The following is a 24,857-nucleotide window of genomic DNA, read 5'->3' on the forward strand; positions in this document are numbered from 1 at the left end:
GCGTTATGGATGGTATTTTCCTGCAGCAACTGGTCAACGGTCTGACCCTCGGGTCGGTCTATGGCCTGATCGCCATCGGCTACACAATGGTCTATGGCATCATTGGCATGATCAACTTCGCCCATGGCGAGGTTTATATGATTTCCGCTTACCTCGCGGCGATCAGTCTGGCACTGCTGGCTTATTTCGGCATCGAATCCTTCCCGCTGCTCATTCTCGGCACCCTGGTCTTCACCGTGGTCGTTACCGGCGTTTACGGTTGGGTCATCGAACGGGTCGCCTACAAACCGCTGCGCAACTCCACCCGACTGGCACCGCTGATCAGCGCCATCGGTATCTCCCTGATCCTGCAGAACTACGCACAGATCGCCCAGGGCGCCAAGCAACAAGGCATTCCGACCCTGCTGGCCGGCGCCTGGCGCGTCGATATCGGCAGCGGTTTCGTCCAGTTGACGTACACCAAGGTCTTCATCCTGGTCGCTGCCTTCGCCGGCATGGCCTTGCTGACCTACATCATCAAGTACACCAAGCTCGGCCGCATGTGCCGCGCTACCCAGCAAGACCGCAAGATGGCCTCGATCCTCGGCATCAACACCGACCGCGTGATTTCCTACGTGTTTGTCATCGGTGCCGCCATGGCGGCCCTGGCCGGCGTGTTGATCACCCTCAACTACGGCACGTTCGACTTCTACGCCGGCTTCATCATCGGCATCAAGGCCTTCACCGCGGCGGTACTCGGCGGCATCGGTTCCCTGCCTGGGGCGATGCTGGGCGGGATCATCCTCGGTATTTCGGAGTCGCTGTTCTCGGGGTTGATCAACTCTGACTACAAAGACGTGTTCAGTTTCTCCCTGCTGGTGGTGATTCTGATTTTCCGTCCCCAGGGCCTGCTTGGTCGCCCACTCGTGGCTAAGGTATAAACATGTCTGCTGCCAAATCGATTGATATCAAAAAAAGTGTGGTCGATACGATCCTCGCCGGGCTGATTGCGTTGATCGTGTTCGGTCCGATCGTCGGCGTGGTGCTCGACGGCTACAGCTTCAACCTGCAACCTGCGCGCGTGGCGATCCTGGTCGCCATCGTGATGGCCGGCCGCTTTGCCCTCAGCCTGTTCCTGCAAACGCCCAAGGGCGTGAAGATTCTGCAGGGCTTCGAGAGCAGCGGTTCGGGCGTCCACGTGCTGGCGCCGGACTACAAGTCGCGGCTGCGCTGGATCATCCCGGCGCTGATCGTGATCGCCATCGTGTTCCCGATCTTCGCCAACAAGTACCTGCTCACCGTGGTGATCCTCGGGCTGATCTACGTACTGCTCGGCCTGGGCCTGAACATCGTGGTCGGCCTGGCCGGCTTGCTCGACCTGGGTTACGTGGCGTTCTACGCCATCGGCGCCTACGGCCTCGCGCTGGGGTATCAATACCTCGGCCTGGGTTTCTGGACGGTGCTGCCGCTGGCGGCCATCGCGGCGGCGCTGGCGGGGTGCATACTCGGCTTCCCGGTGTTGCGCATGCACGGCGACTACCTGGCGATCGTGACCTTGGGGTTTGGTGAAATCATCCGCCTGGTGCTGAACAACTGGCTGTCGTTCACCGGCGGGCCAAACGGCATGCCGGTGCCTTCGCCGACGTTCCTCGGTCTGGAATTCGGGCGCAAAGCGAAGGACGGCGGGATTCCGTTCCATGAGTTCTTCGGCCTCGATTACAACCCCAACATCAAGTTCATGTTCATCTACATCGTGCTGTTCCTGGTGGTGCTGGCCGTGCTGTACATCAAGCATCGCCTGACCCGCATGCCGGTCGGCCGCGCCTGGGAAGCCTTGCGCGAAGATGAAATCGCCTGCCGCTCCATGGGCCTGAACCACGTGCTGGTCAAGCTCTCGGCGTTCACCATCGGCGCCTCCACGGCCGGTCTGGCCGGGGTGTTCTTCGCCAGTTACCAGGGCTTCGTCAACCCGTCGTCGTTCACCTTCTTCGAGTCGGCGCTGATCCTGGCCATCGTGGTGTTGGGCGGCATGGGCTCGACGGTGGGCGTGGTGATCGCGGCGTTCGTGTTGACCGTCGCGCCGGAACTGCTGCGCAGCTTCTCCGAGTACCGCGTGCTGCTGTTTGGCGTGTTGATGGTGGTGATGATGATCTGGCGGCCACGCGGCCTGATCCGGATCAGCCGTACCGGTGTGACCCCACGTAAAGGAGTGGCGCCATGAGCAAGGAAGTCATCCTGTCTGTGGAACATCTGATGATGCACTTCGGTGGCATCAAGGCCTTGAGCGACGTGAGCCTCAAGGTCGAACGCAACTCGATCTTCGCCCTGATCGGCCCCAACGGCGCCGGCAAGACCACGGTGTTCAACTGCCTCACCGGCTTCTACAAAGCCAGTGGCGGCAAGATCGAACTCAACGTGCGCGGCCAGCAGACCAACGTGATCCAACTGCTCGGCGAGCGTTTCGAGGCCATCGACTTCGTGTCGCCGAAAAGCTTCTTCAGCCGCGTGTACTACAAGATGTTCGGCGGCACCCACCTGGTGAACCGCGCCGGCCTGGCGCGGACCTTCCAGAACATTCGCCTGTTCAAGGAAATGTCGGTGCTGGAAAACCTGCTGGTCGCCCAGCACATGTGGGTCAACCGCAACCTGCTCGCGGGCATCCTCAACACCAAGGGCTACCGCAAGGCTGAAAGCGACGCCCTCGACCACGCCTTCTACTGGCTGGAAGTGGTCGACCTGGTGGACTGCGCCAACCGCCTGGCCGGCGAGCTTTCCTACGGCCAACAGCGCCGCCTGGAAATCGCCCGCGCCATGTGTACCCGGCCGCAGATCATCTGCCTCGACGAACCGGCTGCGGGCCTCAACCCCCAGGAAACCGAAGCCCTCAGCGCGATGATTCGCCTGCTGCGCGACGAACACGACCTCACAGTGGTGCTGATCGAACACGACATGGGCATGGTGATGAGTATTTCCGACCACATCGTGGTGCTCGACCACGGCAACGTGATCGCCGAAGGCGGGCCGGATGCGATCCGCAACGACCCGAAAGTGATCGCGGCCTACCTGGGCGCGGATGAAGAGGAGCTTGTATGAACGGGCCTATCCTCGAAATGAAGGACCTGGACGTGTTCTACGGCCCGATCCAGGCGCTGAAGAAAGTCTCGCTGCACATCAACGAAGGCGAAACGGTCAGCCTGATCGGCTCCAACGGCGCGGGGAAATCCACGCTGCTGATGTCGATCTTCGGCCAGCCACGGGCGGAGTCGGGGCAGATCCTCTACAACGGCGTCGACATCACCCACAAGTCGTCCCACTACATCGCGTCCAACGGCATTGCGCAGTCGCCGGAAGGGCGGCGGGTGTTCCCCGACATGACCGTCGAGGAAAACCTGCTGATGGGCACCATCCCCATCGGCGACAAGTTCGCCCAGGAAGATATGCAGCGCATGTTCGAGCTGTTCCCACGGCTCAAAGAGCGGCGTAACCAACGGGCGATGACCATGTCCGGTGGCGAGCAGCAAATGCTCGCCATCGCCCGCGCATTGATGAGCCGGCCCAAGTTGTTGCTGCTCGACGAACCGAGCCTGGGCCTGGCGCCGATTGTGGTGAAGCAGATCTTTTCCACCCTGCGCGAACTGGCGGCCACCGGGATGACCATCTTCCTGGTGGAGCAGAACGCCAACCATGCGCTGCGTCTGTCAGACCGGGCGTATGTGATGGTCAACGGCGAGATTCGCCTGACAGGCACCGGCAAGGAACTGCTGGTGAACGAGGAAGTGCGCAACGCCTACCTCGGTGGCCATTGATCTAGACAACGACGCATAAACCTTGTGGGAGGGGGCTTGCCCCCGATGGCGGTGTATCAGTCAGAACACCTGATACTGACCCACCGCCATCGGGGGCAAGCCCCCTCCCACATTTGTTTTTGTGGTGTTCACAAGTGCGATCCCAAATTGTGGAAAACAAATCCGGCCACCTCCCAAAGCGCGACATATAGCCGCCGCAAATCGCTGTTTTGTCACAGTTTTGACTTGTCCCCATCCGCTGTGGAACCGGCTGTGGGTAACGTGGGAGTAGCTGGCTGAAAGCCTTTGATTACGTGGCCTGCAGCGTGATGGTTGTTTTTTGATCAGTGGCTTTTTGGCGACCTGCCGAGGGGTTTGTCAACCTGTTTAAAGACACAGGTATATGACCGGATTATGTCTGTCCAGCCTGTGGATAAGTCTGTGGTTAAACTCTGGAAAGACGTCCGCAGAGGCCGGAATGACTGGCCTGGAGCCATCGTTCGGTTTTTCCTCTCGTGCATGGGCCTACATACCGCCTCGTCCAGGTCAAGCAAAAAACTTTGCAAAACCGCCTGAAAGCCTTGTACACAGCGGCTCTGGGCTTTTTGCACTTGCCCCCAAAGACTGTGGGCGCAATTGTGGATAACCTGCGCGCATATGGCTGCAGGCCACGGTGTGTAAGGCTTTGCGTGGTTTGGTTGAAAACTGATCAGGCGCGCATGGCGTGATGTGCGTAGCGGTTGCCGCGACGACGGCGTAAGGGCATTCTGCTGGCTTATTTTTTCCCGATGTCTGCAAGGAGAACACCATGTCCAACACGCTGTTTATTACTGGCGCAACTTCAGGTTTTGGCGAAGCCTGCGCCCGTCGGTTTGCCGAAGCTGGCTGGAAACTGGTGCTCACCGGTCGTCGTGCCGAGCGTCTGAACGCGCTGGTCGAAGAGCTTTCCAAGCAGACCGAAGTACACGGCCTGGTGGTGGACGTGCGTGACCGCCAAGGCATGGAAGCGGCGATTGCCGGCCTGCCGCCCGCGTTCGCCAAGCTGCGCGGGCTGATCAACAACGCCGGCCTGGCCGTGGGCACCGATCCCGCGCCCAAGTGCAACCTCGACGACTGGGAAACCATGGTCGACACCAACATCAAGGGCCTGCTGACCACCACCCACCTGCTGTTGCCGCGCCTGATCGCCTATGGCCGCGGTGCCGGGATCATCAACCTGGGCTCCATCGCCGGCAGCTACCCGTACCCGGGGAGCCACGTGTATGGCGGCTCCAAAGCGTTCGTGAAGCAATTCTCGCTGAACCTGCGCTGCGACCTGCAAGGCACCGGCGTGCGTGTGACCAACATCGAGCCAGGGCTGTGTGAAAGCGAGTTCTCCCTGGTGCGTTTCGGCGGCGACCAGGCGCGTTACGACGCCACCTACGCCGGCGCCGAGCCGATCCAGCCGCAGGACATCGCCGACACCATCTTCTGGGTGCTGAACACCCCGGCGCACGTCAACATCAACCGCCTTGAGCTGATGCCGGTGAGCCAGAGCTGGGCCGGGTTTGCGATTGAGCGTGGGGCCAAGTAAGGCGTTAGACCGAGTCGCCTGCATCGGGGGCAAGCCCCCTCCCACATTTGAATGGGTTCACACATCAAAATCTGTGAACCCAATTCAGTGTGGGAGGGGGCTTGCCCCCGATGAGTCCCTGAAGGTCAGCCGAGAACCTTGACCAACCCCTGATAACAGGTCGCCAGATGATACGGCGTGGTCGACGGCATATCCCGTCGGCTCACGCTGCCCTGGGCATCCAGGCATTCATTCCAGCCCTTGGCATGCAGGAAGTGCTGCTGCAACGCGAGCAACTGGCGCTGCAGCACGGCTTCGCTGCCCGGCCGCAAGGTCAGTGCGCGCAGATATTCCGCCTGGGCCCAGATGCGTTGGGTGCCGTCGCGCACGCTGCCGTCCAGGGCGAGCATGCCGCTGACCGCGCCGGTCCGGTTATCCACACCCGTTTGCTCGGCATAGGCGAAGGCCCGCGCCAGCGAAGCATGCAGCGGCGTGCCGCGCAGCACGTCGGAAGACTCAAGCAAGAAGAACCACTCGAACTGGTGCCCCGGCTCAAACCAGTTATCCACAGCGCCCAGCGGTTTTTCCATCATCACGCCGTGCTGGCGCTCGATGAAACGCTGCTGCATGGCCGTCGCCAGGGCCAGCAATGCGGTTTGCACCGCGGCGTCTTCACGCACCGCCAGGGTGGCGAGGAAGCCTTCCGCCAGGTGCATCAGCGGGTTTTGCAATGGGCCGGACTTGAGGGACGACCAATTACGCTCCAGCACCGCCTCGTACAGGCCATCGCCGCTGGCGAAACGTTGGGCGACCACTTCCAGCGCCGCATTCAACACCGACTCCACCAGCGGTTCGCGCACCTTGGCCCAGTAATGGGCGCAGGCGAAAATGATGAACGCGTGGGTGTACAGATCCTTGCGCTTGTCCAGCGGCTGGCCGGCGGGGTCGATGCTGTAGAACCAGCCGCCGTGCTCGGCGTCGTGGAAATGCCGTTGCAACGAGCGGAACAACACGGCGGCGCGTTCTTCGGCAAAGGCTGCGCCGGGTTCGCCGATCAGGCTGGCGAACAGGTACAACTGCCGGGCACAGGCCATGGCGCGGTAGCGTTGCGGCGGCAACGGCCGGTGGTCGGCGTCCAGCGCCTCGTAGGGCAGCGCCAGCTCGGCGTTCCAGCCCGGGCCCTGCCAGAGCGGCACGATCAGGTCATGGAAGTGCGTGAGCACGGCATTCAAGGAAGACTGAAGGGCGGAGCTTGGAGCGATGGGCATCGGCTGGCGTCGTCACGGCAGGGGTGTAGGCGCGCATGGTAGCAGGCTTGGGAACGGTGGTGTCTGCGCCACAGCTATCGGGGGCAAGCCCCCTCCCACATTCGACCGAGTTCCAACTTTGGAATGCAAGCGAATGTGGGAGGGGCGGTGCGACGATTCGACTTGCCCCCGATGAGGCGCTTAATCGCGCCGCAAATCAGCCAGCCAGCAACCAAACCCCGGTCGCCGCCGAAGCCGCCCCGGCAACCCGCACCAACGGCGCCGCCGCAGTCGGCAGCCAGCGCACCACGGCATAACCGGCAGCGTGCAATACAGCGGTGGCGCCGACAAATCCGGCGGCATACGCCCAAGGGCTGGACATGTCCGGCAGCTCCAAGCCATGGGCCACGCCGTGGAACAGCGCGAACAAGGCCGTCGCCCCCAGCGCCACGAACAACGGCGGGCGCACTGCCAGCGCCACCGCCAGGCCCAGGGCCAGCACCGACGCAGCAATCCCGCTTTCCAGCGCCGGCAACGCCAGGCCTTCAAAGCCCAACAGGCCGCCGAGCAACAGGGTGGCCACGAAGGTGCAGGGCAGCGCCCAACGCGCCGCGCCTTTTTGCTGGGCGGCCCACAAGCCGACCGCCAGCATGGCCAGCAAATGGTCGAGACCGCCCAATGGATGGCTGATACCCGCCATCAGGCCGTTGTCGCCGTGACCCGGGTGGGCGAAGGCCAAGGCGGGTGCGAGCAGCAGGGCGGCGGCAGCGAAGAGTTTTTTCAGGCGCATGGACAGGTTCCTTATGGGGTGATCAGGCCGCAGTCAGCAGGCCCTGGCGTTCGATGAAGGCGACGATCTCATCCAGGCCGACGCCGGTTTTCTGGTTGCTGAACACAAAGGGTTTACCGTTGCGCATGCGTTGGGTGTCGCTGTTCATCAGTTCCAGCGAGGCACCGACCAAGGGCGCCAGGTCGATCTTGTTGATCACCAGCAGGTCGGATTTGCAGATGCCGGGGCCGCCCTTGCGCGGCAGTTTATCGCCGGCGGACACATCGATCACATAGATGGTCAGGTCCGACAGTTCCGGGCTGAACGTCGCCGACAGGTTATCGCCGCCCGACTCCACCAGGATCAGGTCCAGGCCGGGAAAGCGCCGGTTGAGTTGGTCCACCGCTTCCAGGTTGATCGAGGCGTCTTCACGGATCGCCGTGTGCGGGCAGCCGCCGGTCTCCACACCGATAATGCGCTCGGGCGCCAGGGCCTGGTTGCGCACCAGGAAGTCGGCATCTTCGCGGGTATAGATGTCGTTGGTGACCACCGCCAGGTTGTAGCGATCGCGCAAGGCCAGGCACAGGGCCAGGGTCAGGGCGGTCTTGCCGGAGCCCACCGGGCCGCCGATGCCGACACGCAGAGGTTGTGTGTTCATGTGCTTCTCCTAGGAACGGAACAGGCGGCTGTACTGGCGCTCGTGGGCCATGCACGCCAGGGACAGGCCGAACGCGGCGCTGCCGAAATGGTTGGGGTCGATGTGGCTGGCGTCCTGCTGGGCGTGTTGCAGCAGGGGCAGCAGTTCACTGGTCAGGCGTTGGGCGGCCTGCTGGCCGAGCGGCAGGGTTTTCATCAGCACGGCCAGCTGGTTTTCCAGCCAGCTCCACAGCCAGGCGGCGAGGGCGTCGTCGGGGCTGATGCCCCAGGCGCGTGCGGCCAGGGCCCAGCCCAGCGCCAGATGCGGCTCGGTGTGTTGTGCGAGAAAATCACGGGCCGCGTCGTCCAGTTCCGGCAGGCCGTTGAGCAGTTGCTGCAGGGAGTACCCCATCTGCCGGCTCTCCTGATACAGCTCGCGGGTCTCGCGACTGGCGCGGTGTTCCTCACACAGTTGCGCCAGCTGCGACCAATCGCCGGCCACGGCGGCGCGGCAATGCGCGAGCAACAGCGGCGCTTCGAAGCGGGCGAGGTTGAGCAGCAACTGGTCGCTGATCCAGCGGCGGGCGCCGGCCGCGTCTTTGACGCGGCCATTCTCCACGGCCATTTCCAGGCCCTGGGAATAGCTGTAGCCGCCAATCGGCAATTGCGGACTGGCCAGACGCAGCAGCGCCCAGGCGGGGTTCATAAACGCACGCCGAACTGATGCAGCTTCGGCGGGTAGTTGAAATCTTCATCGCCATGGCGTGAATGGTGGTGGCCGCCGCCGTAGGCCCCGTGTTCCGGCTGGAATGGCGCTTCGAGGGTTTCGGTCCGCGCGCCCAGCTGTTCAAGCATGGCCTTGAGCACGTAATCATCCAGCAGGCGCAGCCAGCCGTCGCCTACTTGCAAGGCCACGTGGCGATTGCCCAGGTGATACGCGGCGCGGGTCAGTTCAAATGCATTGCGACAGGTGACGTGCAGCAGTTGTTCAGGGCGCGCGCAGACGCGTACTACACGTCCGTCTTCAGCCTGTAGGAACTCGCCATCGTGCAGCGGCGGCTGGCCACGCTCCAGGAACAGGCCGACGTCTTCGCCGTCGGCACTGAAACAGCGCAGGCGGCTTTTGCTGCGTGCTTCGAAGTTCAGCAGCAACTCGGCGGCCCAGAGGGCTTGCGGGGCGATTCGGCGGTGGATCACCAGCATCAGAAGGCTTCCAGCTATGAGCGATAAGAGAGCTAGAGCAAGGGGCTTGCCAATCCCGCGCAGGAGTAGGAATTCCCTGAAGGCGAGCGCAGCGATGCCACCGAATAGGGCGTCAGCCACCGCCTTTATGCTTCAAATTGGTGCGCGTCTGGAGGTGTAGCACTGGATGGGGGCGTTGTGTGTGGATGTGGTGTGCGGTTTTGCGTGAAATTTCTCTCATCTAATTCGCACTGGTGTTTTTTCAGATTTCTCCTACGCAGTATCCGGATTCCGCGTTCAAAAAGTTACGCGCTGTTTCTTTAGGATTTGCGCCGTCTTAACACCACGGCGATTCATCAATGTTCAAGTCACTTTTCTTTTTAATCCTTTTCAGTCTTTCCTGTGTCATCTCATCGGCCTCGGCCAACCTGAAACCCCAATCGACATTCGGCTCTTCGCTGCCTGGTGTTCCAACGTCTTCGGTGGCGAATGTGGTCGACCGCGCCCATGCCCTGCTGGGCACCCCGTACAAATGGGGGGGCACCTCGGCCGAGCAAGGGTTTGATTGCAGTAGTTTCCTGGTCTATCTGTTCAAGACCGAAGCCAACATTCACATCCCGCGCACGACGGCGGCGATGCACCGTTCAACGGCTGCGACCGTCAAGCGCAACGAGCTCAAACCGGGGGACGCGGTGTTTTTCAAAGGCAACGGGCGCGGTCAGGTCAGCCATGTGGGGCTGTATATCGGCGAAGGTAAATTCATTCATTCGCCGCGGGCCGGCAAGAATGTGCGGATCGATTCGCTGAGCAACAACTACTGGAACAAGAACTACACCGGCGCCAAGCGTTTCCACACGGCGGGTTGACGGCTTACTCGGTGCTGCCGAGGCCCTGCCAGTGCTTGAGGCCAATGAAGATGAAGCGCAACTGCTGGGTGATTTTCGCCTGGGGCGTGAGGTGGGCGGGCAGCGCGTGGGCGGGCGGGTCGATGATGTCGGGCAGGGTGGCGAACACACTTTTGACGATCAGGTCGGCCATCACGTGCAGGCCGTCGGCGTCCAGGTGCTGGAGCTTGGGCATCAGGGTCAGGTCGGCGGCCAGGTCACTGGTGATGTCTTCGCGCAGGGCGCCGATGGCTTGGCGCACAGCCAGGCAGCCACCGTACTGTTCGCGGGCCAGGAACAGGAATTGCGAGCGATTGGCCGCGACCACATCGAGGAAGATCCGCACGGACGCATCGATAATGCCGCCCATCATGAATTCGTTGTGGCGCACCAGGCGGATCGTGGCACGGAAGGTCTGGCCGACTTCGCTGACCAGCACCAGGCCCAGTTGGTCCATGTCGGCAAAGTGACGATAGAACCCGGTGGGCACGATCCCGGCTGTCCTGGCCACCTCCCGCAGGCTCAGGCTGCCGAACCCGCGGCCACACTCCATCAGATGGCGGGCAGCGTCCATCAGAGCGAGGCGGGTCTGTTGCTTCTGTTCGGCACGGGGCAGCATGGCGGGCGGGCTTTGTCGGCAAGTACAGCGACGCACTCTAGCAAAACCGCTTCATAGACGTCGAACTTGGCAGGGCATTGCGGCGTGGATACGTGACACGTTGTGCAGAAAGTCAAAAGCCCGATCCAGGGATCGGGCTTTTTTCCGGGCCACCACAGGCTTAGCTCTGAGCTTGATGCAGGTCTTGCAGACGGTCGGCACCGCCTTCAGCAACACCTTCTGTATAGGCACGTTTGTTGGCGTGTTCAGCACCACCTTCAACCAGGCCTTTTTCTTCCAGGCGGTTGTGGCCGTTTTCGGTCACGCCTTCGGTGTAAGCGCGTTTGTTGGCTTGTTCCGAACCATTTTCAGCAACGGCGCCTTTGGCGTAGTCACGGTTCTCTTGTTCTTGCGACCCGCTACGGGCGAGGGTTTGGCTGAATTGAACGGCATCGGCTTTGACTTGTGGGATCGCTTGTTCAGCGGCCGGCAGGGCAAAGGCACTGGATGCCAGGACGGACAGCAGCACGGTAGCGAGTAGTTGGCGTTTCATGATCGGTTGCTCCTTGGGAGGGCGATTAAGTGGGTACGTGGCTAATGCTACTCTCGATAAGTCGATATAAAAGTTCATAAACCCAATGGTAATAATCAACGGAATTGATTGTTCCCATGGGAGGCTCTAAGTCGAGCCTCTCAAGCCCGCGGTTTTGCACCGTGCTGGGTATTTTCGACACGTGCCGGGGTAACAATGGTGCGCTGGCGTGGGATAAATCTGTCGAGGTGGTCAGAAAAATGGGTTTTTTCCGGCAAAACGTTGATTGGGTTAAACCCCGGGAGGGTTTGCCAGTCCTAGCTGTATAAGCTGTCTCAAGGGCTGTGACTCAGCCAGTCGTATTCAGGAGCTCTGTGCAATGACGCGCACTCGTAAAATCGTCGCTTGGTGCTGCGCCAGCATCGTTCTATCAATCGCCGTGGTGGTGTTGTTTTTGCTGTTCTTCGACTGGAACCGCATCAAACCGCCGCTCAATGCCAAGGTTTCCGAAGAACTGCATCGTCCGTTCGCCATCAATGGCAACCTGGCGGTGGTGTGGCGCCGTGAACTGGACGAGGGCGGCTGGCGCGCCTGGGTGCCCTGGCCCCATGTCATTGCCGAAGACCTGAGCCTGGGCAACCCCGACTGGTCGAAAACCCCGCAGATGGTCACGCTCAAGCGTGTGGAGCTGCGTATCTCGCCATTGGCCTTGCTGGTGCAACGCGTGGTGATCCCGCGTATCGACCTCGTCGAACCGAGCGCCGAGTTGCAGCGCCTGGCTGATGGGCGCGCCAACTGGGTGTTCACATTCGATCCCAAGGACCCTAACGCCGAACCCTCCGCCTGGGTGGTGGACATCGGTGCCATCGGCTTCGACAAGGGCCACGTGACCCTCGACGACCAGACCCTCAAAACCCAACTGGACGTGATCATCGACCCGCTGGGCAAACCCATTCCGTTTAGCGAAATCGTCGGCGATGCGGATGCCAAAAAGCTCTTGGAAAAAGGCGCGGCCCCCCAGGACTATGCGTTCGGCCTCAAGGTCAAAGGTCGCTACCACGGGCAGACACTCGACGGCAGCGGCAAGATCGGCGGCCTGCTCGCCTTGCAGGACGCGGCCAAGCCGTTCCCGCTGCAAGCCCAGGTGACCGTCGCTGACACCCGCATCGCCGTGGCCGGCACCCTGACCGACCCGCTCAACCTCGGTGCCCTGGACCTGCGCCTGAAACTCGCCGGCGCCAGCCTGGGCAACCTGTACCCGCTGACCGGCGTCACCCTGCCGGACTCGCCGGCCTATTCCACCGATGGGCGCCTGATCGCGCAACTGCATCAAGCCAGCGGCGCGACGTTCCGCTACGACAACTTCAACGGCAAGATCGGCGACAGCGACATCCACGGCAACCTGGCCTACGTCGCCAGCCAGCCGCGGCCCAAACTCAGCGGCACGCTGGTGTCCAACCAACTGCTGATGGCTGACCTTGCGCCCTTGATCGGTGCCGACTCCAACGCCAAGCAAAAAGCCCGTGGCGGGATGAGCAAGCAACCGGCGACCAAAGTGCTGCCGGTGGAAGCGTTCCGCACCGAGCGCTGGCGTGACATGGATGCCGACGTGGAATTCACCGGCAAACGCATCGTCCACAGCACCGACTTACCCTTCACCGACCTCTATACGCACTTGGTGCTGACGGATGGCGAACTGAGCCTGCAACCCCTGCGGTTCGGCGTGGCCGGCGGCAAGCTCGATGCACAGATCCGCCTGAACGGGCGCATCACGCCGATGGAAGGCCGCGCCAAATTGACCGCGCGCAACTTCAAGCTCAAACAGTTGTTCCCGACCTTCGAGCCGATGAAAACCAGCTTTGGCGAACTCAACGGCGATGCCGATATTGCCGGGCGCGGCAACTCGGTGGCGGCGTTGCTGGGCTCGGCCAACGGTGACCTGAAGATGCTGATCAACGACGGCGCCATCAGCCGGGGCCTGATGGAAATCGTCGGGCTCAACGTAGGCAACTACGTCGTCGGGCGCCTGTTTGGCGACAAGGAAGTGAAGATCAACTGCGCGGCGGCCGACTTCGGCATCAAGACCGGGCTCGCGACCACGCGCTTGTTTGTGTTCGATACCGAGAACGCCATCGTCTATATCGATGGCACGGCGAATATGGCCTCGGAGCAGCTCGACCTGACCATCACCCCGGAGTCGAAAGGCTTCCGCCTGTTCTCGCTGCGCTCACCGCTGTATGTGAACGGTCCGTTCATCAAACCGAATGCCGGCGTGAAAGCCATCCCCCTGGCACTGCGTGGCGCCGGCATGGTCGCGCTGGGCGTGATCGCCGGCCCGGCTGCCGGGTTGCTGGCACTGGTCGCGCCGAGCGGCGACGTGCCCAATCAGTGCGCGCCGTTGTTGCAGCAGATGAAGGAAGGCAAGGCGCCGAAGACCGTGAAAGGTTGATTCGGCACAGTCGTAAGAAAGGGCGCCTCTAGAGGGGCGCCTTTTTGATGGCGGAGCTGTAAGTGTGCTCCTGGTCTTGCGTAGTTCATTTCTGAAACAGCAAATCCGCCCCTGATTCCCCTTATACCTCCTGCGGCGCCTTCTTATAGTCGGCGGTCATAGTCACTTGGAGGTGGACGCGATGCAGGGACCCTACGTTTTTATCAATGATCGACCGCAGCTTTATCCACTGCTCAAACTAAGCCTGTCACTCAGTCCTCATGCGCAAACGAAGTTCGACACCCTTAACCAACATATCCGCAACACCGTGGTATTACCTGGGCAACTGGTAATCATCGGGGACAGCCGAACAGTCTCTTGCACGGCTGAAGAAGCACGGCTGATGCTCTCCGCACGAAACGTGAAACATGACTTGATGGCGCACTCTGCCGCTGATCAGTCTTTGATTAAGAATTACGATCTGTTACAGACCATCATGGCCCATACCTCGATTGGCATCGGGGCTGCCAGCAGTGCCTGGAGTAAGCACCTTGCGGCAATCGAGAAGACCCTCATGGAAATCGACGATTTACATAAGCAGTACCTGAGGAAGGGCACCATGGGGGCAAGGGATGAGTTTCTGGTTAAGCGCAGAGCGCTGTTTGCAAAACTGGAGATTCAACTTTCTGGTATGGCACGTCTTGGCACGGGCTTGAAGAATGAAGGTTCGATCAAAAAAATGTTGGGCATTTCCACTAAAAGCTATTGGCATCACGGGGAAATTCGCAAATATGAAGAGACCGTCAAGCGTATCGCCAAGGCTTCGCAGATGTTGAAGAAAGGCACTTATATTGGTATCGCGCTGGATGTCGGAGTGACTGCGCTGGAGATAACGGAGGCGTGCTCCATCGGGCGGGAGCGGGAATGTACGCGGGCGAAGTTTGTGGAGGGAGGGAAGCTGGTGTTAGGCGTCGGTGGCGCCGCTTACGGAGGGTACGCAGGCATGGGGTTCGGAGTTGCTGTATGTGCAGCGGTCTTTGCCGTACCTACTGCGGGAGCGAGTGCGCTAGGCTGCGCCATAGTTGGCGGGGCCGTTGGCGGCTTAGCCGTGGGCACTTTAGGTAGCCACACCGGTGAGCAAATAGGCTCCCTCCTTTACAAAGTTTCAGGGAGTGGGCAATGACGCCAGAGTCCATCGGTATAGTGTCTGGTGTGTTGATGCTGCTGAGTTTTCCATTAAATTTTTATGTCATTTATACAAGACTTGAAGAGGCCGAAGATTATCTAAAGTTCAGCACATTCGTAGTAACGTTCAAATATAGGTTTGGCGTCGGTCCGCTGGGTGGGAAGTTGAAACGTCTCTTCGCGATTGCCCTCGTCATCCTTATGCCGAGGATTTTTCAATGGCGATACCTCGTGCTCGTTGAGGATGTGAAACGTATTCCAAGAAGTCTCAAACTATGGATAGTCGTTCCCTACCTGCTCACACTGTCGTCCGTGGCGGGGATGGCCCTGTCATGGTTTCTGACGAACTGACGATCAAAAGGGGAAGCTGGCTAACCCGCTTCCCCTTTTTCGGCGCAGTCATTTACAGACTTTCGAGAATATCCGCCATGTCATCCGCATGCTCTTCTTCCTGAGCCAGGATTTCTTCGAACAGGCGGCGGGTGGTCGGGTCTTTGTCACCGATGTACTGGATGATTTCACGGTAGCTGTCGACCGCAATCCGCTCGGCGACGAGGTCTTCGTAGACCATTTCCTTCAAGGTGTTGCCGGCCACGTATTGCGCATGGGCGTTCTTCGACAGCAGGTCTGGGTTGAATTCCGGCTCGCCGCCCAACTGCACGATACGTTCGGCGAGTTTGTCGGCGTGTTCGGCTTCCTGGGTCGCATGTTCGAGGAATTCTGCAGCGGCGATCTGCGCCTTCACGCCGCTGGCCATGAAGTAGTGACGCTTGTAGCGCAGCACGCAGACCAGTTCGGTGGCCAGCGAGGCATTGAGCAGGCGAATAATCTCTTCGCGGTCGGCGTCGTAGCCTTCGGTCACGGCGCCGTTTTCGACGTTCTGGCGGGCGCGTTGGCGCAGGGTCGCAACGTCAGTCAGGTTTGCTGCAGTCATCTCAACCTCCTGGGGCTAATCCGGTTTTACGCCACGCTCTGTCGGCGTGATCGCTCCAAGTTGTGAGTCGTGGGCGGGGTAAAAAGTTTTATTGGATTTGCCGGCAGATGTCATCAGCCCGTCGCCGGATTGGGTTAGCCTGCGCTCATCCTTTCTTGATCAAGGACGTTCGCTTCATGTCGCAGTCGTTAGCCACGCGTTACCCCTTGGTGCTGGTGCCGGGCATGCTGGGGTTTGTGCGCTTGGGATTGTTTCCCTACTGGTACGGCATCGTCCCGGCGTTGCGGGCCGGTGGGGCGCAGGTGTTTGCGGTGCAGGTGGCGCCGCTCGATTCCAGCGAGGTGCGGGGCGAGCAGTTGCTCGCGCAGGTCGAGCGGATTCGCCGCGAAACCGGTGCCGACAAGGTCAACCTGATCGGCCACAGCCAGGGCTCGCTCACTGCGCGCTATGCGGCCGCCAAATGTCCGCAGTGGATCGCCTCGGTGACGTCGGTGGCCGGCCCCAACCACGGTTCGGAACTGGCGGATTATTTCCACACCCATTACCCCCGGGGCAGCCTCAAAGGCCGGATGGTCAGCGCGCTGTTTCATCTGGTCGCCGCCGTCATGAGCCTGCTGGAGACCGGCTACCGAGGCCCGCGCTTCAAGGCCGACCTGCACGCCTCGCACCAGTCACTGACCAGCGCCGGCGTGGCGGTGTTCAATCGTGAGTATCCTCAGGGATTGCCGCCGACATGGGGCGGGCAGGGCGCCGCAGAGGTCAATGGTGTGCGCTATTACTCATGGTCCGGCACCTTGCAGCCGGGTAAGACCGATCGCGGGCGCAACCTGCTTGATGGCACGAATCGCAGTTGCCGCCTGTTCGCCCGCAGCTTCGTGCGCGAGAAAGGCCAGTGCGATGGCATGGTCGGGCGCTACAGCTCACACCTGGGCACGGTGATCGGCGATGACTACGCCCTCGACCATTTCGATATCGTCAACCAGTCGCTGGGGCTGGTGGGCAAAGGCGCGGAGCCGATCCGCTTGTTCGTCGAACATGCGCAGAGGCTCAAGGCGGCTGGGGTGTAGCAGATGCACCGCGTTATCGTTCATCGCGGGCAAGCCCCCTCCCACAGTTGACCGAGGCGCCAGGGCGAACGCGGTCCAATGTGGGAGGGGGCTTGCCCCCGATAGCGATAGCTCAGGCAACGCCCAGCTTACGCCCGACCGGCGTAGTCCAGCGCTCCGACAAAATCACCCCGCCCAACGTCAGCAGCCCGCCCACCAGGTGATACAGCGCCAACGCTTCCTTCAACACCAGCGCCGCGATCAGCGCGGTAATCAGCGGCAGCAGGTTGAAAAACAACGTGGTGCGGCTCGGCCCCAGGGTTTTCACCGAGTGCATCCAGGCCAATGGTGCGAGCATCGAGGCCAACAGGCAGGCGTACAGCACCAACGGAATATTCGCCCAGCCCAACCCGGCTTTTGCCGAGTACAGAAACAGCGGAAACAGCACCACCACGGCCACCAGCACCTGCAGATACAGCAACACCGACGGCGGCAGGCGCAGCTGCCATTTTTTCAGCAAGGTGCTGTAGACCGCGTAGGCCAGGGTGGCGACCAGCATCATCGCGTCGCCCAGGTTGACCCCGTGTTGCAGCAGCGTGCCCAGGCTGCCGGACGACACCACCACCGCCACGCCAGCGAACGACAGCACCGCGCCGCTCAGCGCGCCAAAGGTCAGGCGTTGGCCGAGGCTGATGATCGCCGCCGTCAACGCCATCAATGGCATCAGCGACAGGATGATGCCCATGTTGGTGGCGCTGGTCAGCGACGCGGCGTAATAGGCCAGGCTTTGATACACCGCCATGCCCAGCACGCCGAGGATAAAAATCTTGCCCAGGTTCGGGCGGATGATCGACCACTGGGCAATCACCGGCTTGAGCATGAACGGGGTAAACAGCAGCGCCGCGAGCAACCAGCGGTAGAAGCCGATTTCAGCGGGGAAGATCGAACCCACGGCCAGTTTGTTGACCACGGTATTGCCGGCCCAGATGAAAATGGCCAGCAGGGGATATGCGTATTGCATTGAAAACAACCCACGGTGTTGGTGAGACGGGAGTATGGCGCAGTACCGCCGGGCGAACATCCGTAGTCGGTGAAGATGTTACAAGGTTTGGCTACACTCCTCGGTAGGCCGCGCCCTCCGGCGCGGTAACAGGGAGAAAACTCCATGAAGATGCTGCGAATTCCGTTGTTGATGATGGGCCTGCTGCTGTGTTCCCAAGGCTTTGCCGCTACCGCCCAGCAAAATAAAATGACCACCTGCAATGCCGAGGCCACCACCAAGACGCTCAAAGGCGACGAGCGCAAAGCGTTCATGAAAACCTGCCTATCGGCGCCCGCCGCCAATGATGCGAAGACGCTGACCCCGCAGCAGCAGAAGATGAAAGATTGCAATGCGTCGGCGAAAACCAAGGCGCTGACCGGCGATGCGCGCAAGACGTTCATGAGCACCTGTCTCAAAGGCTGATCGCGCGTTCGCGCTCGCTGAAGATCAAATGTGGGCGGCTGGCTGGGCCCCCCGGTCCACCTGAAGGGCCAGCCCGCTCCCACGCTTGATCGCATTGACTACCGATCCACTCGCTTGATTCCCCCAAGGCTGGCAGACTGCCCATCCTTTAACGCCGTTCGTTTTGAGGCTGTATGCCAACGTTTTCTCAGCGTCACGTGTTATTGCTGGCCAGTTACATCATTATTTTCGGCGGGTTACTGCTGGTTCTGCCGTTGAAGTTGCTGCCCAGCCTGCTGGCCGGGCTGTTGGTATTTGAACTGGTCAACATGCTTACCCCTCAACTGCAACGGCTGATCGAAGGTCGGCGTGCGCGCTGGCTGGCCGTGGCCTTGCTCGGCACCCTGATCGTCAGCGTATTGACCCTGATCTTTGCCGGCGCCATCAGCTTCCTGCTCCACGAAGCGGAAAACCCCGGGGCCTCCCTCGACAAATTCATGGGCGTGGTCGACCGCGCGCGCGGCCAGCTGCCGCCGTTCCTCGACGCTTACCTGCCCGCCAGCGCCGCTGAATTCCGGGTGGCCATCGGCGACTGGACCAGCAAACACCTCAGCGATCTGCAATTGGTGGGCAAAGATGCCGCCCACATGTTCGTCACCCTGCTGATCGGCATGGTGCTCGGCGCGATCATGGCGCTGCAGCGCATCCCCGACCTGACCAAGCGCAAACCCCTGGCTGCCGTGCTGTTCGATCGTCTGCACCTGTTGGTCCAGGCGTTTCGCAACATCGTCTTCGCGCAAATCAAGATCGCCGCCCTCAACACCGTGTTTACCGCCGTGTTCCTCGCCGTGGTGCTGCCGCTGTGCGGGATTCACCTGCCGCTGACCAAGACCCTGATCGTGCTGACCTTCCTGCTCGGCCTGCTGCCGGTGATCGGCAACCTGATGTCCAACACCCTGATCACCATCGTCGCACTGTCGCTGTCGATCTGGGTCGCGGTGGCGGCGCTGGGGTATTTGATCGTGATCCACAAGGTCGAGTACTTCCTCAACGCGCGCATCGTCGGCGGGCAGATCAGTGCCAAGTCGTGGGAATTGTTGTTGGCGATGCTGGTATTCGAAGCCGCGTTCGGCCTGCCGGGCGTGGTGGCGGGGCCGATTTACTATGCGTACCTGAAGAGTGAGCTGAAGCTCGGCGGGATGGTCTGAGGAGGGAGCACACTGCTCTGCTGTAGGAGCGAGCTTGCTCGCGAAAAACCCAAGAGCACCGCGCGCCGTCAGACAGCCCGCGTTATCGTTGGCGTCCTTCGCGAGCGAGCTCGCTCCTACAGGGGGGCAGTGCGACGGTATCAGCTGCCGTAACGCTTGCTGGCCTCGATCGCCAACCCGCTGCCGATACTGCCGAAGATATTCCCTTCCACATGCCGCGCATTCGGCAGCATCGCCGAGATGCTGTGGCGCAGCGCCGGAATGCCGCTGGAACCGCCGGTAAAGAACACCGTGTCCACCTGCGCCACATCCACCGACGCGTCGCTGAGCAATTGGGTGACGCTGTTGCGCACGCGCTCCAGCAGCCCGTCGATGGCCGATTCGAACAACGTGCGGCTCAGGTCCACGCTCAAGCCCGGCTCAACCCGGTCGAGCAGCACATGGCGGCTGTCTTCGTGGGTCAGCTGGATCTTGGTTTCTTCGACTTCCATCGCCAACCAGTGCCCGGCCCGCTGTTCGATCAGCTTGAACAGGCGGTCGATGCCGCCGGTGTCTTCGATGTCGTAGCGCATGCTGCCCAGGGCCAACTGGGATTTTTGCGAGTACACCGAGTTGATGGTGTGCCAGGTGGCCAGGTTCATGTGATGGCTGGTGGGCATGTACGCGCCGCTTTTCATGCGGCTGCCGTAGCCGAACAGCGGCATCATGCCGGCCAGCGAGAGTTGTTTGTCGAAGTCGGTACCGCCGATGTGTACGCCGCCGGTGGCAAGGATGTCGTCGTGGCGGTTGTCGTTGTGGCGACGGTCCGGCGACAGGCGCACCAGCGAGAAGTCCGAGGTACCGCCGCCGATGTCGACAATCAGCACCAGCTCTTCTTTTTCGATGGTGGACTCGTAGTCGAAGGCCGCGGCAATCGGTTCGTACTGGAACGAGATGTCCTTGAAGCCGATCTTGCGCGCCACGTCGACCAAGGTGTTCTCGGCTTCCTGGTCGGCCATCGGGTCGTCATCGACGAAGAACACCGGGCGACCCAGCACCACTTCTTCGAACTCGCGGCCGGCGGTGGCTTCGGCGCGGCTCTTGAGTTGGCCGATAAACAGCGCGAGCAAGTCGGTGAACGGCATCGCGGTGCCCAGCACGCTGGTGTCGTGCTTGATCAGCTTGGAACCCAGCAGGCTCTTGAGCGAGCGCATCAGCCGGCCTTCGTAGTTCTCCAGGTATTCGTGCAGCGCCAGGCGACCGTAGACCGGGCGGCGCTCCTCGAAGTTGAAGAACACCACCGACGGCAAGGTGATTTTGTCGTCCTCCAGCGCGATAAGCGTTTCCATGCCGGGGCGAATCCAGCCGACGGTGGAGTTGGACGTGCCGAAGTCGATGCCGCAGGCACGGGCTGGGGATGGGTTTTTCATGTCTATCGGGTTCCGGTTGAAAAACGGCCGCGCAGTGTATGCCACCCGCGTGCAGATGCGTAGGCCGACGATCTGTTAAATAGCCGGCGGCGCGCCTTGAAAGAGCGGGGTTTGCCCCCAACTTGTCCAGCATACGGTCGGCGGCTGCAAGGTTATTCGTGCGGTGCCGATAAACTACTTAGACGCATCCATCGGCTTGGGATTGAGTTCAGTCAATCCAAACGCTGCAAACCGGCGCATGCTGTGCCCTTGGCTGTGCGATATCGATGACGGAGGGTGACCCCCCAGATGGACTTTAAAGACTATTACAAGATCCTTGGCGTGGAGCCGACAGCGGACGACAAGGCAATCAAGGCCGCCTATCGCAAGCTGGCGCGCAAATATCACCCGGACGTGAGCAAGGAAAAAGACGCCGAAGCCAAGTTCAAGGACGCGTCCGAAGCCTATGAAGCGCTGAAAAGTGCCGACAAGCGTGCCGAGTACGACGAGCTGCGCAAATACGGCCAGCACGGCCAGCCGTTCCAGGGCCCACCGGGCTGGCAGAGCCGTGGCGGCTATGGCGGCGGCCAGGACACGGGCGACTTCTCGGACTTCTTCAGTTCGATCTTCGGCGGGCGCGGCGATGCGTTCGGCGGCGGTCAGCGCCGCAGTACCGGGCGCAAGGGCCAGGATGTGGAGATGCAACTGTCGGTGTTTCTTGAGGAGACGCTGTCGACCGAGTCCAAGCAGATCAGCTTCCAGGTGCCGCAATACGACGCCTCGGGCCGGCATGTCAGCAACACCACCAAGAGCCTGAACGTGAAGATCCCTGCCGGGGTGACCGACGGCGAGCGCATCCGCCTCAAGGGCCAGGGCGCGCCGGGCGTTGGCGGCGGAGCCAATGGTGATCTGTACCTGATCGTCAAGTTTGCGCCGCACCCCAAGTTCGAGGTCGAAGGCGAAAACCTGGTGATCACCGTACCGGTGGCACCGTGGGAGCTGGCGTTGGGCACCGAAGTCGCGGTGCCGACCCTGACCGGCAAGATCAACCTCAAGGTCCCGGCCGGCAGCCAGAACGGCCAGCGCATGCGCGCCAAGGGCCATGGCCTGCTGAACAAGAGTGGCCAGCGCGGTTACCTGTTCATCCAGCTCAAAGTGGTGATGCCCAAAGAAGCCACCGAGGAGGTGCTCGGGTTGTGGAAGGCGCTGGCCGACAGCGCCGCCTTCGATCCGCGCAAAGGCTGGAACGCCTGACCCACCCGGGCGACTGTCTTGCAGAGTTCGGCCCAGGCCCGTGGGGGCCATGAATAAGCTGCTCATTTTCACAATGAGGCGCTATTCATGGCCCACGCTCAAGCCCCACTCCCTCCCGGCGATGGGGCGCAGCGCCAGCGTGGCGTAGGGCGCGTCAGAACAGAAAGTAGCGCTGCGCCATCGGCAGCACATCCGCCGGCTCACACCACAGCAACACGCCGTCGGCCTTGACCTGGTAGGTCTGCGGGTCCACCTCGATGTGCGGCAGGTAGTCGTTGTGGATCAGGTCGGTTTTCTGCACGTCGCGGCAGCCTTTGACCACCGCAATCTGCTTCTTCAGGCCCAAGGTTTGCGGCAAGCCGGCGTCCGCGGCGGCCTGGCTGATAAAGGTCAGGCTGGTGGCGTGCAGGGCGCTGCCGAAGCTGGCGAACATCGGCCGGTAGTGGACCGGCTGCGGCGTGGGAATCGAGGCGTTGGCATCGCCCATCAGGCTTGAGGCAATCGCGCCGCCCTTGAGGATCAGCGTCGGCTTGATGCCGAAGAACGCCGGCCGCCACAGCACCAGATCAGCCCATTTGCCGACTTCGATGGAACCGACGATATGGCTGATGCCATGGGTGATCGCCGGGTTGATGGTGTACTTGGCGATGTAGCGCTTGGCGCGGAAGTTGTCGTTGCCGGGGCCGTCGCCGGGCAGGGGGCCGCGTTGTTTTTTCATCTTGTCGGCGGTTTGCCAGGTGCGCGTGATCACTTCGCCGACGCGGCCCATGGCCTGGCTGTCGGAGCTGATCATCGAGAACGCGCCGAGGTCGTGCAGGATGTCTTCGGCGGCGATGGTTTCGCGGCGGATGCGGCTTTCGGCGAAGGCCACGTCTTCGGCGATGCTCGGGTCGAGGTGATGGCAGACCATCAACATGTCCAGGTGCTCGTCGATGGTGTTGCGCGTGAACGGCCGCGTCGGGTTGGTCGAGCTGGGCAGCACGTTGGGGAAGCCGCAGGCCTTGATGATGTCCGGTGCATGGCCGCCGCCGGCGCCTTCGGTGTGGTAGGTGTGGATGGTGCGGCCCTTGAGCGCGGCCAGCGTTGTTTCGACGAAGCCGGACTCGTTGAGGGTGTCGCTGTGGATCGCCACCTGCACGTCGTATTGGTCGGCGACGCTCAGGCAGTTGTCGATGCTCGCGGGCGTGGTGCCCCAGTCTTCATGCAGCTTCAAACCGATGGCGCCGGCCTTGACCTGTTCGATCAGCGGCTCCGGCAGGCTGGCGTTGCCCTTGCCGGTGAAACCGATGTTCATCGGGAACGAGTCGCTGGCCTGCAGCATGCGCGCCAGGTGCCACGGGCCGGAGGTGCAGGTGGTCGCGTTTGTGCCGGTGGCCGGGCCGGTGCCGCCGCCGATCAGGGTGGTGACGCCGCTGGTCAGCGCTTCTTCGATCTGCTGCGGGCAGATGAAATGCACGTGGCTGTCGATGCCGCCGGCGGTGAGGATCATGCCTTCACCGGCGATCACTTCGGTGCTGGCGCCGATGGCCATGGTCACGCCGGGCTGGATATCCGGGTTGCCGGCCTTGCCGATGGCGTGGATGCGACCGTTCTTGAGGCCGACGTCGGCCTTGACGATGCCCCAGTGGTCGATGATCAGCGCGTTGGTGATCAACGTGTCGACCACTTCATGGGCGAGCAATTGGCTCTGGCCCTGGCCATCGCGGATGACCTTGCCGCCGCCGAATTTGACCTCTTCGCCATAGACGGTGAAGTCCTGCTCCACTTCGACGAACAACTCGGTGTCGGCCAGGCGGACCTTGTCGCCGACGGTGGGGCCGTACATGTCGGCGTAGGCTTGGCGGCTGATTTTCATGTGTGTGAGCCCTGAGAAAAATGTGTTGAATGTGAAATCGCTATCGGGGGCAAGCCCCCTCCCACATGGGAATGCATTCCAACTGTGGGAGGGGGCTTGCCCCCGATGAGGCCCTAAAGGTCGCCCATAATCCGCCCGGCAAACCCAAACACCCGCCGCCCACCGCCGAAGTCGACCAACTCGACCTCGCGACTCTGCCCCGGCTCAAACCGCACCGCGGTGCCCGCCGGGATATTCAGGCGCATGCCGCGGCTCAATGCGCGGTCGAAGGTCAGCGCGTCATTGGTCTCGAAAAAGTGATAGTGCGAGCCCACCTGGATCGGCCGGTCGCCGCTGTTGGCCACGCTCAGGCTGACGGTGCGGCGGCCGACGTTGAGTTCGATGTCGCCAGGCTGGATCTGAAATTCACCAGGAATCATGCAGGTTGCCCCAGGGTCTTGTAGTAGATGGCGGTCGGGCTGTAGCGCCCGTCCGGGCTTTGGCAGTAATCGGGCAGTTCACCGACCTTGGTGTAGCGCAGCGCCTGGTAGAAGGCTTCGGCCTCGGAGCCGGCTTCGGTGTCCAGGTACAGCAGGCCGCGCTTGTGTTGGCGCGCGGCGAGTTCCAGGGCGTGCATCAACTGGTGGCCCAGGCCGTGGCGGCGGGCGCTGCTGTGGACCAGTAGTTTTTGCACTTCGGCGCGGTTCAGACCGTTGGCTTTCTGGCACAGCGCCAGTTGCACGCTGGCGATCACCCGCTCGTCGCGCACCACCACCCACAGCAACAGGCTGGCGTCTTCGATGCTCGCTTGCACACCGTGCAAATACGCGCGCGCCTGGGCCTCATCGAAGTCGGCCATGAAGCCGATCGACGCGCCGTGCCTGACCGCGTCCAGCAACAGCTCGATCAAGCCCTGGCGATAGTGGGCAAAACTTTCAGCATTGACTCGACGCAGTTGCGCGGCGTTCATCG

At 61.6% G+C, this 24,857-nt stretch carries 26 protein-coding genes; 13 read left to right on the forward strand and 13 right to left on the reverse strand.

Annotation, left to right across the window (positions count from 1 at the left end; translation table 11 throughout):
* The first annotated feature begins 5 nt into the window (after positions 1 to 5).
* The 5 genes from MOQ67_RS03890 (at position 6) to MOQ67_RS03910 (ending at position 5,337) form a co-directional block, all read left to right on the forward strand.
* On the forward strand, positions 6 to 920 hold the full coding sequence (locus MOQ67_RS03890; RefSeq protein WP_012721939.1) for an ABC transporter permease subunit: 915 nt from the start codon (positions 6 to 8) through the stop codon (positions 918 to 920).
* Positions 921 to 922: 2 nt separating this feature from the next.
* A complete protein-coding gene (livM, locus tag MOQ67_RS03895; protein ID WP_017849725.1) occupies positions 923 to 2,200 on the forward strand; it encodes a high-affinity branched-chain amino acid ABC transporter permease LivM in 1,278 nt (425 codons plus the stop codon).
* Positions 2,197 to 3,072 (forward strand): ABC transporter ATP-binding protein, encoded by an 876-nt coding sequence (locus MOQ67_RS03900; protein WP_017849724.1) that lies wholly within the window; start codon positions 2,197 to 2,199, stop codon positions 3,070 to 3,072. Before livM ends, MOQ67_RS03900 begins: the two co-directional genes overlap by 4 nt.
* Positions 3,069 to 3,785 carry an ABC transporter ATP-binding protein gene (locus MOQ67_RS03905; protein ID WP_017849723.1) on the forward strand — a complete coding sequence of 239 codons (717 nt, stop codon included), beginning with the start codon at positions 3,069 to 3,071 and terminating at the stop codon, positions 3,783 to 3,785. Before MOQ67_RS03900 ends, MOQ67_RS03905 begins: the two co-directional genes overlap by 4 nt.
* 787 nt (positions 3,786 to 4,572) lie before the next feature.
* Positions 4,573 to 5,337, forward strand: a complete 765-nt coding sequence (locus MOQ67_RS03910) for an SDR family oxidoreductase (RefSeq protein WP_017849722.1) — start codon at positions 4,573 to 4,575, stop codon at positions 5,335 to 5,337.
* 125 nt (positions 5,338 to 5,462) lie between these two features.
* On the opposite strand, the gene MOQ67_RS03915 is transcribed toward MOQ67_RS03910, so the two are convergent.
* The 5 genes from MOQ67_RS03915 to ureE form a co-directional block, all read right to left on the reverse strand.
* Positions 5,463 to 6,584, reverse strand: coding sequence for an AGE family epimerase/isomerase (locus MOQ67_RS03915; protein WP_198718433.1), 1,122 nt, complete (start codon positions 6,582 to 6,584; stop codon positions 5,463 to 5,465).
* A 196-nt stretch (positions 6,585 to 6,780) separates the two neighbouring features.
* Positions 6,781 to 7,353, reverse strand: a complete 573-nt coding sequence (locus tag MOQ67_RS03920; RefSeq protein WP_046490644.1) for a HupE/UreJ family protein — start codon at positions 7,351 to 7,353, stop codon at positions 6,781 to 6,783.
* Between the two features lie 22 nt (positions 7,354 to 7,375).
* Positions 7,376 to 7,990 (reverse strand): urease accessory protein UreG, encoded by a 615-nt coding sequence (ureG, locus tag MOQ67_RS03925; RefSeq protein WP_017849719.1) that lies wholly within the window; start codon positions 7,988 to 7,990, stop codon positions 7,376 to 7,378.
* A 9-nt stretch (positions 7,991 to 7,999) separates the two neighbouring features.
* The gene (locus MOQ67_RS03930; protein ID WP_198718434.1) at positions 8,000 to 8,674 is read right to left on the reverse strand and encodes an urease accessory protein UreF; all 675 of its coding nucleotides are present in this window, start codon (positions 8,672 to 8,674) and stop codon (positions 8,000 to 8,002) included.
* Positions 8,671 to 9,171, reverse strand: coding sequence for an urease accessory protein UreE (gene ureE / locus MOQ67_RS03935; RefSeq protein ID WP_017849717.1), 501 nt, complete (start codon positions 9,169 to 9,171; stop codon positions 8,671 to 8,673). Before ureE ends, MOQ67_RS03930 begins: the two co-directional genes overlap by 4 nt.
* Positions 9,172 to 9,509: 338 nt before the next feature.
* On the opposite strand from ureE, the gene MOQ67_RS03940 reads away from it, so the two are divergent.
* The gene (locus MOQ67_RS03940; protein WP_026140377.1) at positions 9,510 to 10,016 is read left to right on the forward strand and encodes a C40 family peptidase; all 507 of its coding nucleotides are present in this window, start codon (positions 9,510 to 9,512) and stop codon (positions 10,014 to 10,016) included.
* Positions 10,017 to 10,020: 4 nt separating this feature from the next.
* Here MOQ67_RS03940 and MOQ67_RS03945 read toward each other — a convergent pair whose 3' ends face one another.
* Both MOQ67_RS03945 and MOQ67_RS03950 read right to left on the reverse strand, forming a co-directional pair.
* Entirely contained in the window at positions 10,021 to 10,653 is a 633-nt protein-coding gene (locus MOQ67_RS03945) for a TetR family transcriptional regulator (protein WP_017849715.1), read from the reverse strand.
* Positions 10,654 to 10,813: 160 nt separating this feature from the next.
* Complete coding sequence (locus MOQ67_RS03950) at positions 10,814 to 11,185, reverse strand: hypothetical protein (protein ID WP_198718501.1); 372 nt, start codon at positions 11,183 to 11,185, stop codon at positions 10,814 to 10,816.
* Between the two features lie 358 nt (positions 11,186 to 11,543).
* On the opposite strand from MOQ67_RS03950, the gene MOQ67_RS03955 reads away from it, so the two are divergent.
* From MOQ67_RS03955 to MOQ67_RS03965, 3 genes are all read left to right on the forward strand, one after another.
* Positions 11,544 to 13,613 carry an AsmA family protein gene (locus tag MOQ67_RS03955; RefSeq protein WP_198718502.1) on the forward strand — a complete coding sequence of 690 codons (2,070 nt, stop codon included), beginning with the start codon at positions 11,544 to 11,546 and terminating at the stop codon, positions 13,611 to 13,613.
* Positions 13,614 to 13,794: 181 nt separating this feature from the next.
* Positions 13,795 to 14,775, forward strand: a complete 981-nt coding sequence (locus tag MOQ67_RS03960) for a hypothetical protein (protein WP_102618688.1) — start codon at positions 13,795 to 13,797, stop codon at positions 14,773 to 14,775.
* A complete protein-coding gene (locus MOQ67_RS03965; protein WP_102618689.1) occupies positions 14,772 to 15,128 on the forward strand; it encodes a hypothetical protein in 357 nt (118 codons plus the stop codon). The genes MOQ67_RS03960 and MOQ67_RS03965 overlap by 4 nt, the downstream gene beginning before the upstream one ends.
* Positions 15,129 to 15,180: 52 nt before the next feature.
* On the opposite strand, the gene MOQ67_RS03970 is transcribed toward MOQ67_RS03965, so the two are convergent.
* Positions 15,181 to 15,711: a ferritin-like domain-containing protein gene (locus tag MOQ67_RS03970; protein ID WP_017849710.1), complete on the reverse strand. Its 531-nt coding sequence runs from the start codon at positions 15,709 to 15,711 to the stop codon at positions 15,181 to 15,183.
* Between the two features lie 176 nt (positions 15,712 to 15,887).
* On the opposite strand from MOQ67_RS03970, the gene MOQ67_RS03975 reads away from it, so the two are divergent.
* Entirely contained in the window at positions 15,888 to 16,778 is an 891-nt protein-coding gene (locus tag MOQ67_RS03975; RefSeq protein WP_046384873.1) for an esterase/lipase family protein, read from the forward strand.
* Positions 16,779 to 16,890: 112 nt separating this feature from the next.
* Here the strand turns inward: MOQ67_RS03975 and MOQ67_RS03980 are convergent, their stop codons facing one another.
* Complete coding sequence (locus MOQ67_RS03980; protein ID WP_193059093.1) at positions 16,891 to 17,778, reverse strand: DMT family transporter; 888 nt, start codon at positions 17,776 to 17,778, stop codon at positions 16,891 to 16,893.
* A gap of 144 nt (positions 17,779 to 17,922) precedes the next feature.
* On the opposite strand from MOQ67_RS03980, the gene MOQ67_RS03985 reads away from it, so the two are divergent.
* On the forward strand, positions 17,923 to 18,222 hold the full coding sequence (locus MOQ67_RS03985) for a PsiF family protein (protein ID WP_017849707.1): 300 nt from the start codon (positions 17,923 to 17,925) through the stop codon (positions 18,220 to 18,222).
* Positions 18,223 to 18,395: 173 nt separating this feature from the next.
* Positions 18,396 to 19,409, forward strand: coding sequence for an AI-2E family transporter (locus tag MOQ67_RS03990; RefSeq protein WP_017849706.1), 1,014 nt, complete (start codon positions 18,396 to 18,398; stop codon positions 19,407 to 19,409).
* Between the two features lie 140 nt (positions 19,410 to 19,549).
* On the opposite strand, the gene MOQ67_RS03995 is transcribed toward MOQ67_RS03990, so the two are convergent.
* Positions 19,550 to 20,818, reverse strand: a complete 1,269-nt coding sequence (locus tag MOQ67_RS03995) for an Hsp70 family protein (protein ID WP_017849705.1) — start codon at positions 20,816 to 20,818, stop codon at positions 19,550 to 19,552.
* 288 nt (positions 20,819 to 21,106) lie between these two features.
* On the opposite strand from MOQ67_RS03995, the gene MOQ67_RS04000 reads away from it, so the two are divergent.
* Positions 21,107 to 22,051, forward strand: a complete 945-nt coding sequence (locus tag MOQ67_RS04000) for a DnaJ C-terminal domain-containing protein (protein WP_017849704.1) — start codon at positions 21,107 to 21,109, stop codon at positions 22,049 to 22,051.
* Between the two features lie 154 nt (positions 22,052 to 22,205).
* On the opposite strand, the gene ureC is transcribed toward MOQ67_RS04000, so the two are convergent.
* The 3 genes from ureC to MOQ67_RS04015 all read right to left on the reverse strand — a co-directional run bounded on the left by ureC (position 22,206) and on the right by MOQ67_RS04015 (position 24,855).
* Positions 22,206 to 23,906 (reverse strand): urease subunit alpha, encoded by a 1,701-nt coding sequence (gene ureC / locus MOQ67_RS04005; protein WP_169884275.1) that lies wholly within the window; start codon positions 23,904 to 23,906, stop codon positions 22,206 to 22,208.
* Positions 23,907 to 24,019: 113 nt separating this feature from the next.
* Positions 24,020 to 24,325 carry an urease subunit beta gene (locus MOQ67_RS04010; protein ID WP_017849702.1) on the reverse strand — a complete coding sequence of 102 codons (306 nt, stop codon included), beginning with the start codon at positions 24,323 to 24,325 and terminating at the stop codon, positions 24,020 to 24,022.
* Positions 24,322 to 24,855 carry a GNAT family N-acetyltransferase gene (locus MOQ67_RS04015; protein ID WP_017849701.1) on the reverse strand — a complete coding sequence of 178 codons (534 nt, stop codon included), beginning with the start codon at positions 24,853 to 24,855 and terminating at the stop codon, positions 24,322 to 24,324. The genes MOQ67_RS04010 and MOQ67_RS04015 overlap by 4 nt, the downstream gene beginning before the upstream one ends.
* Between the last annotated feature and the right edge of the window lie 2 nt (positions 24,856 to 24,857).

The sequence above is a fragment of the Pseudomonas sp. LY-1 genome (assembly GCF_053502595.1).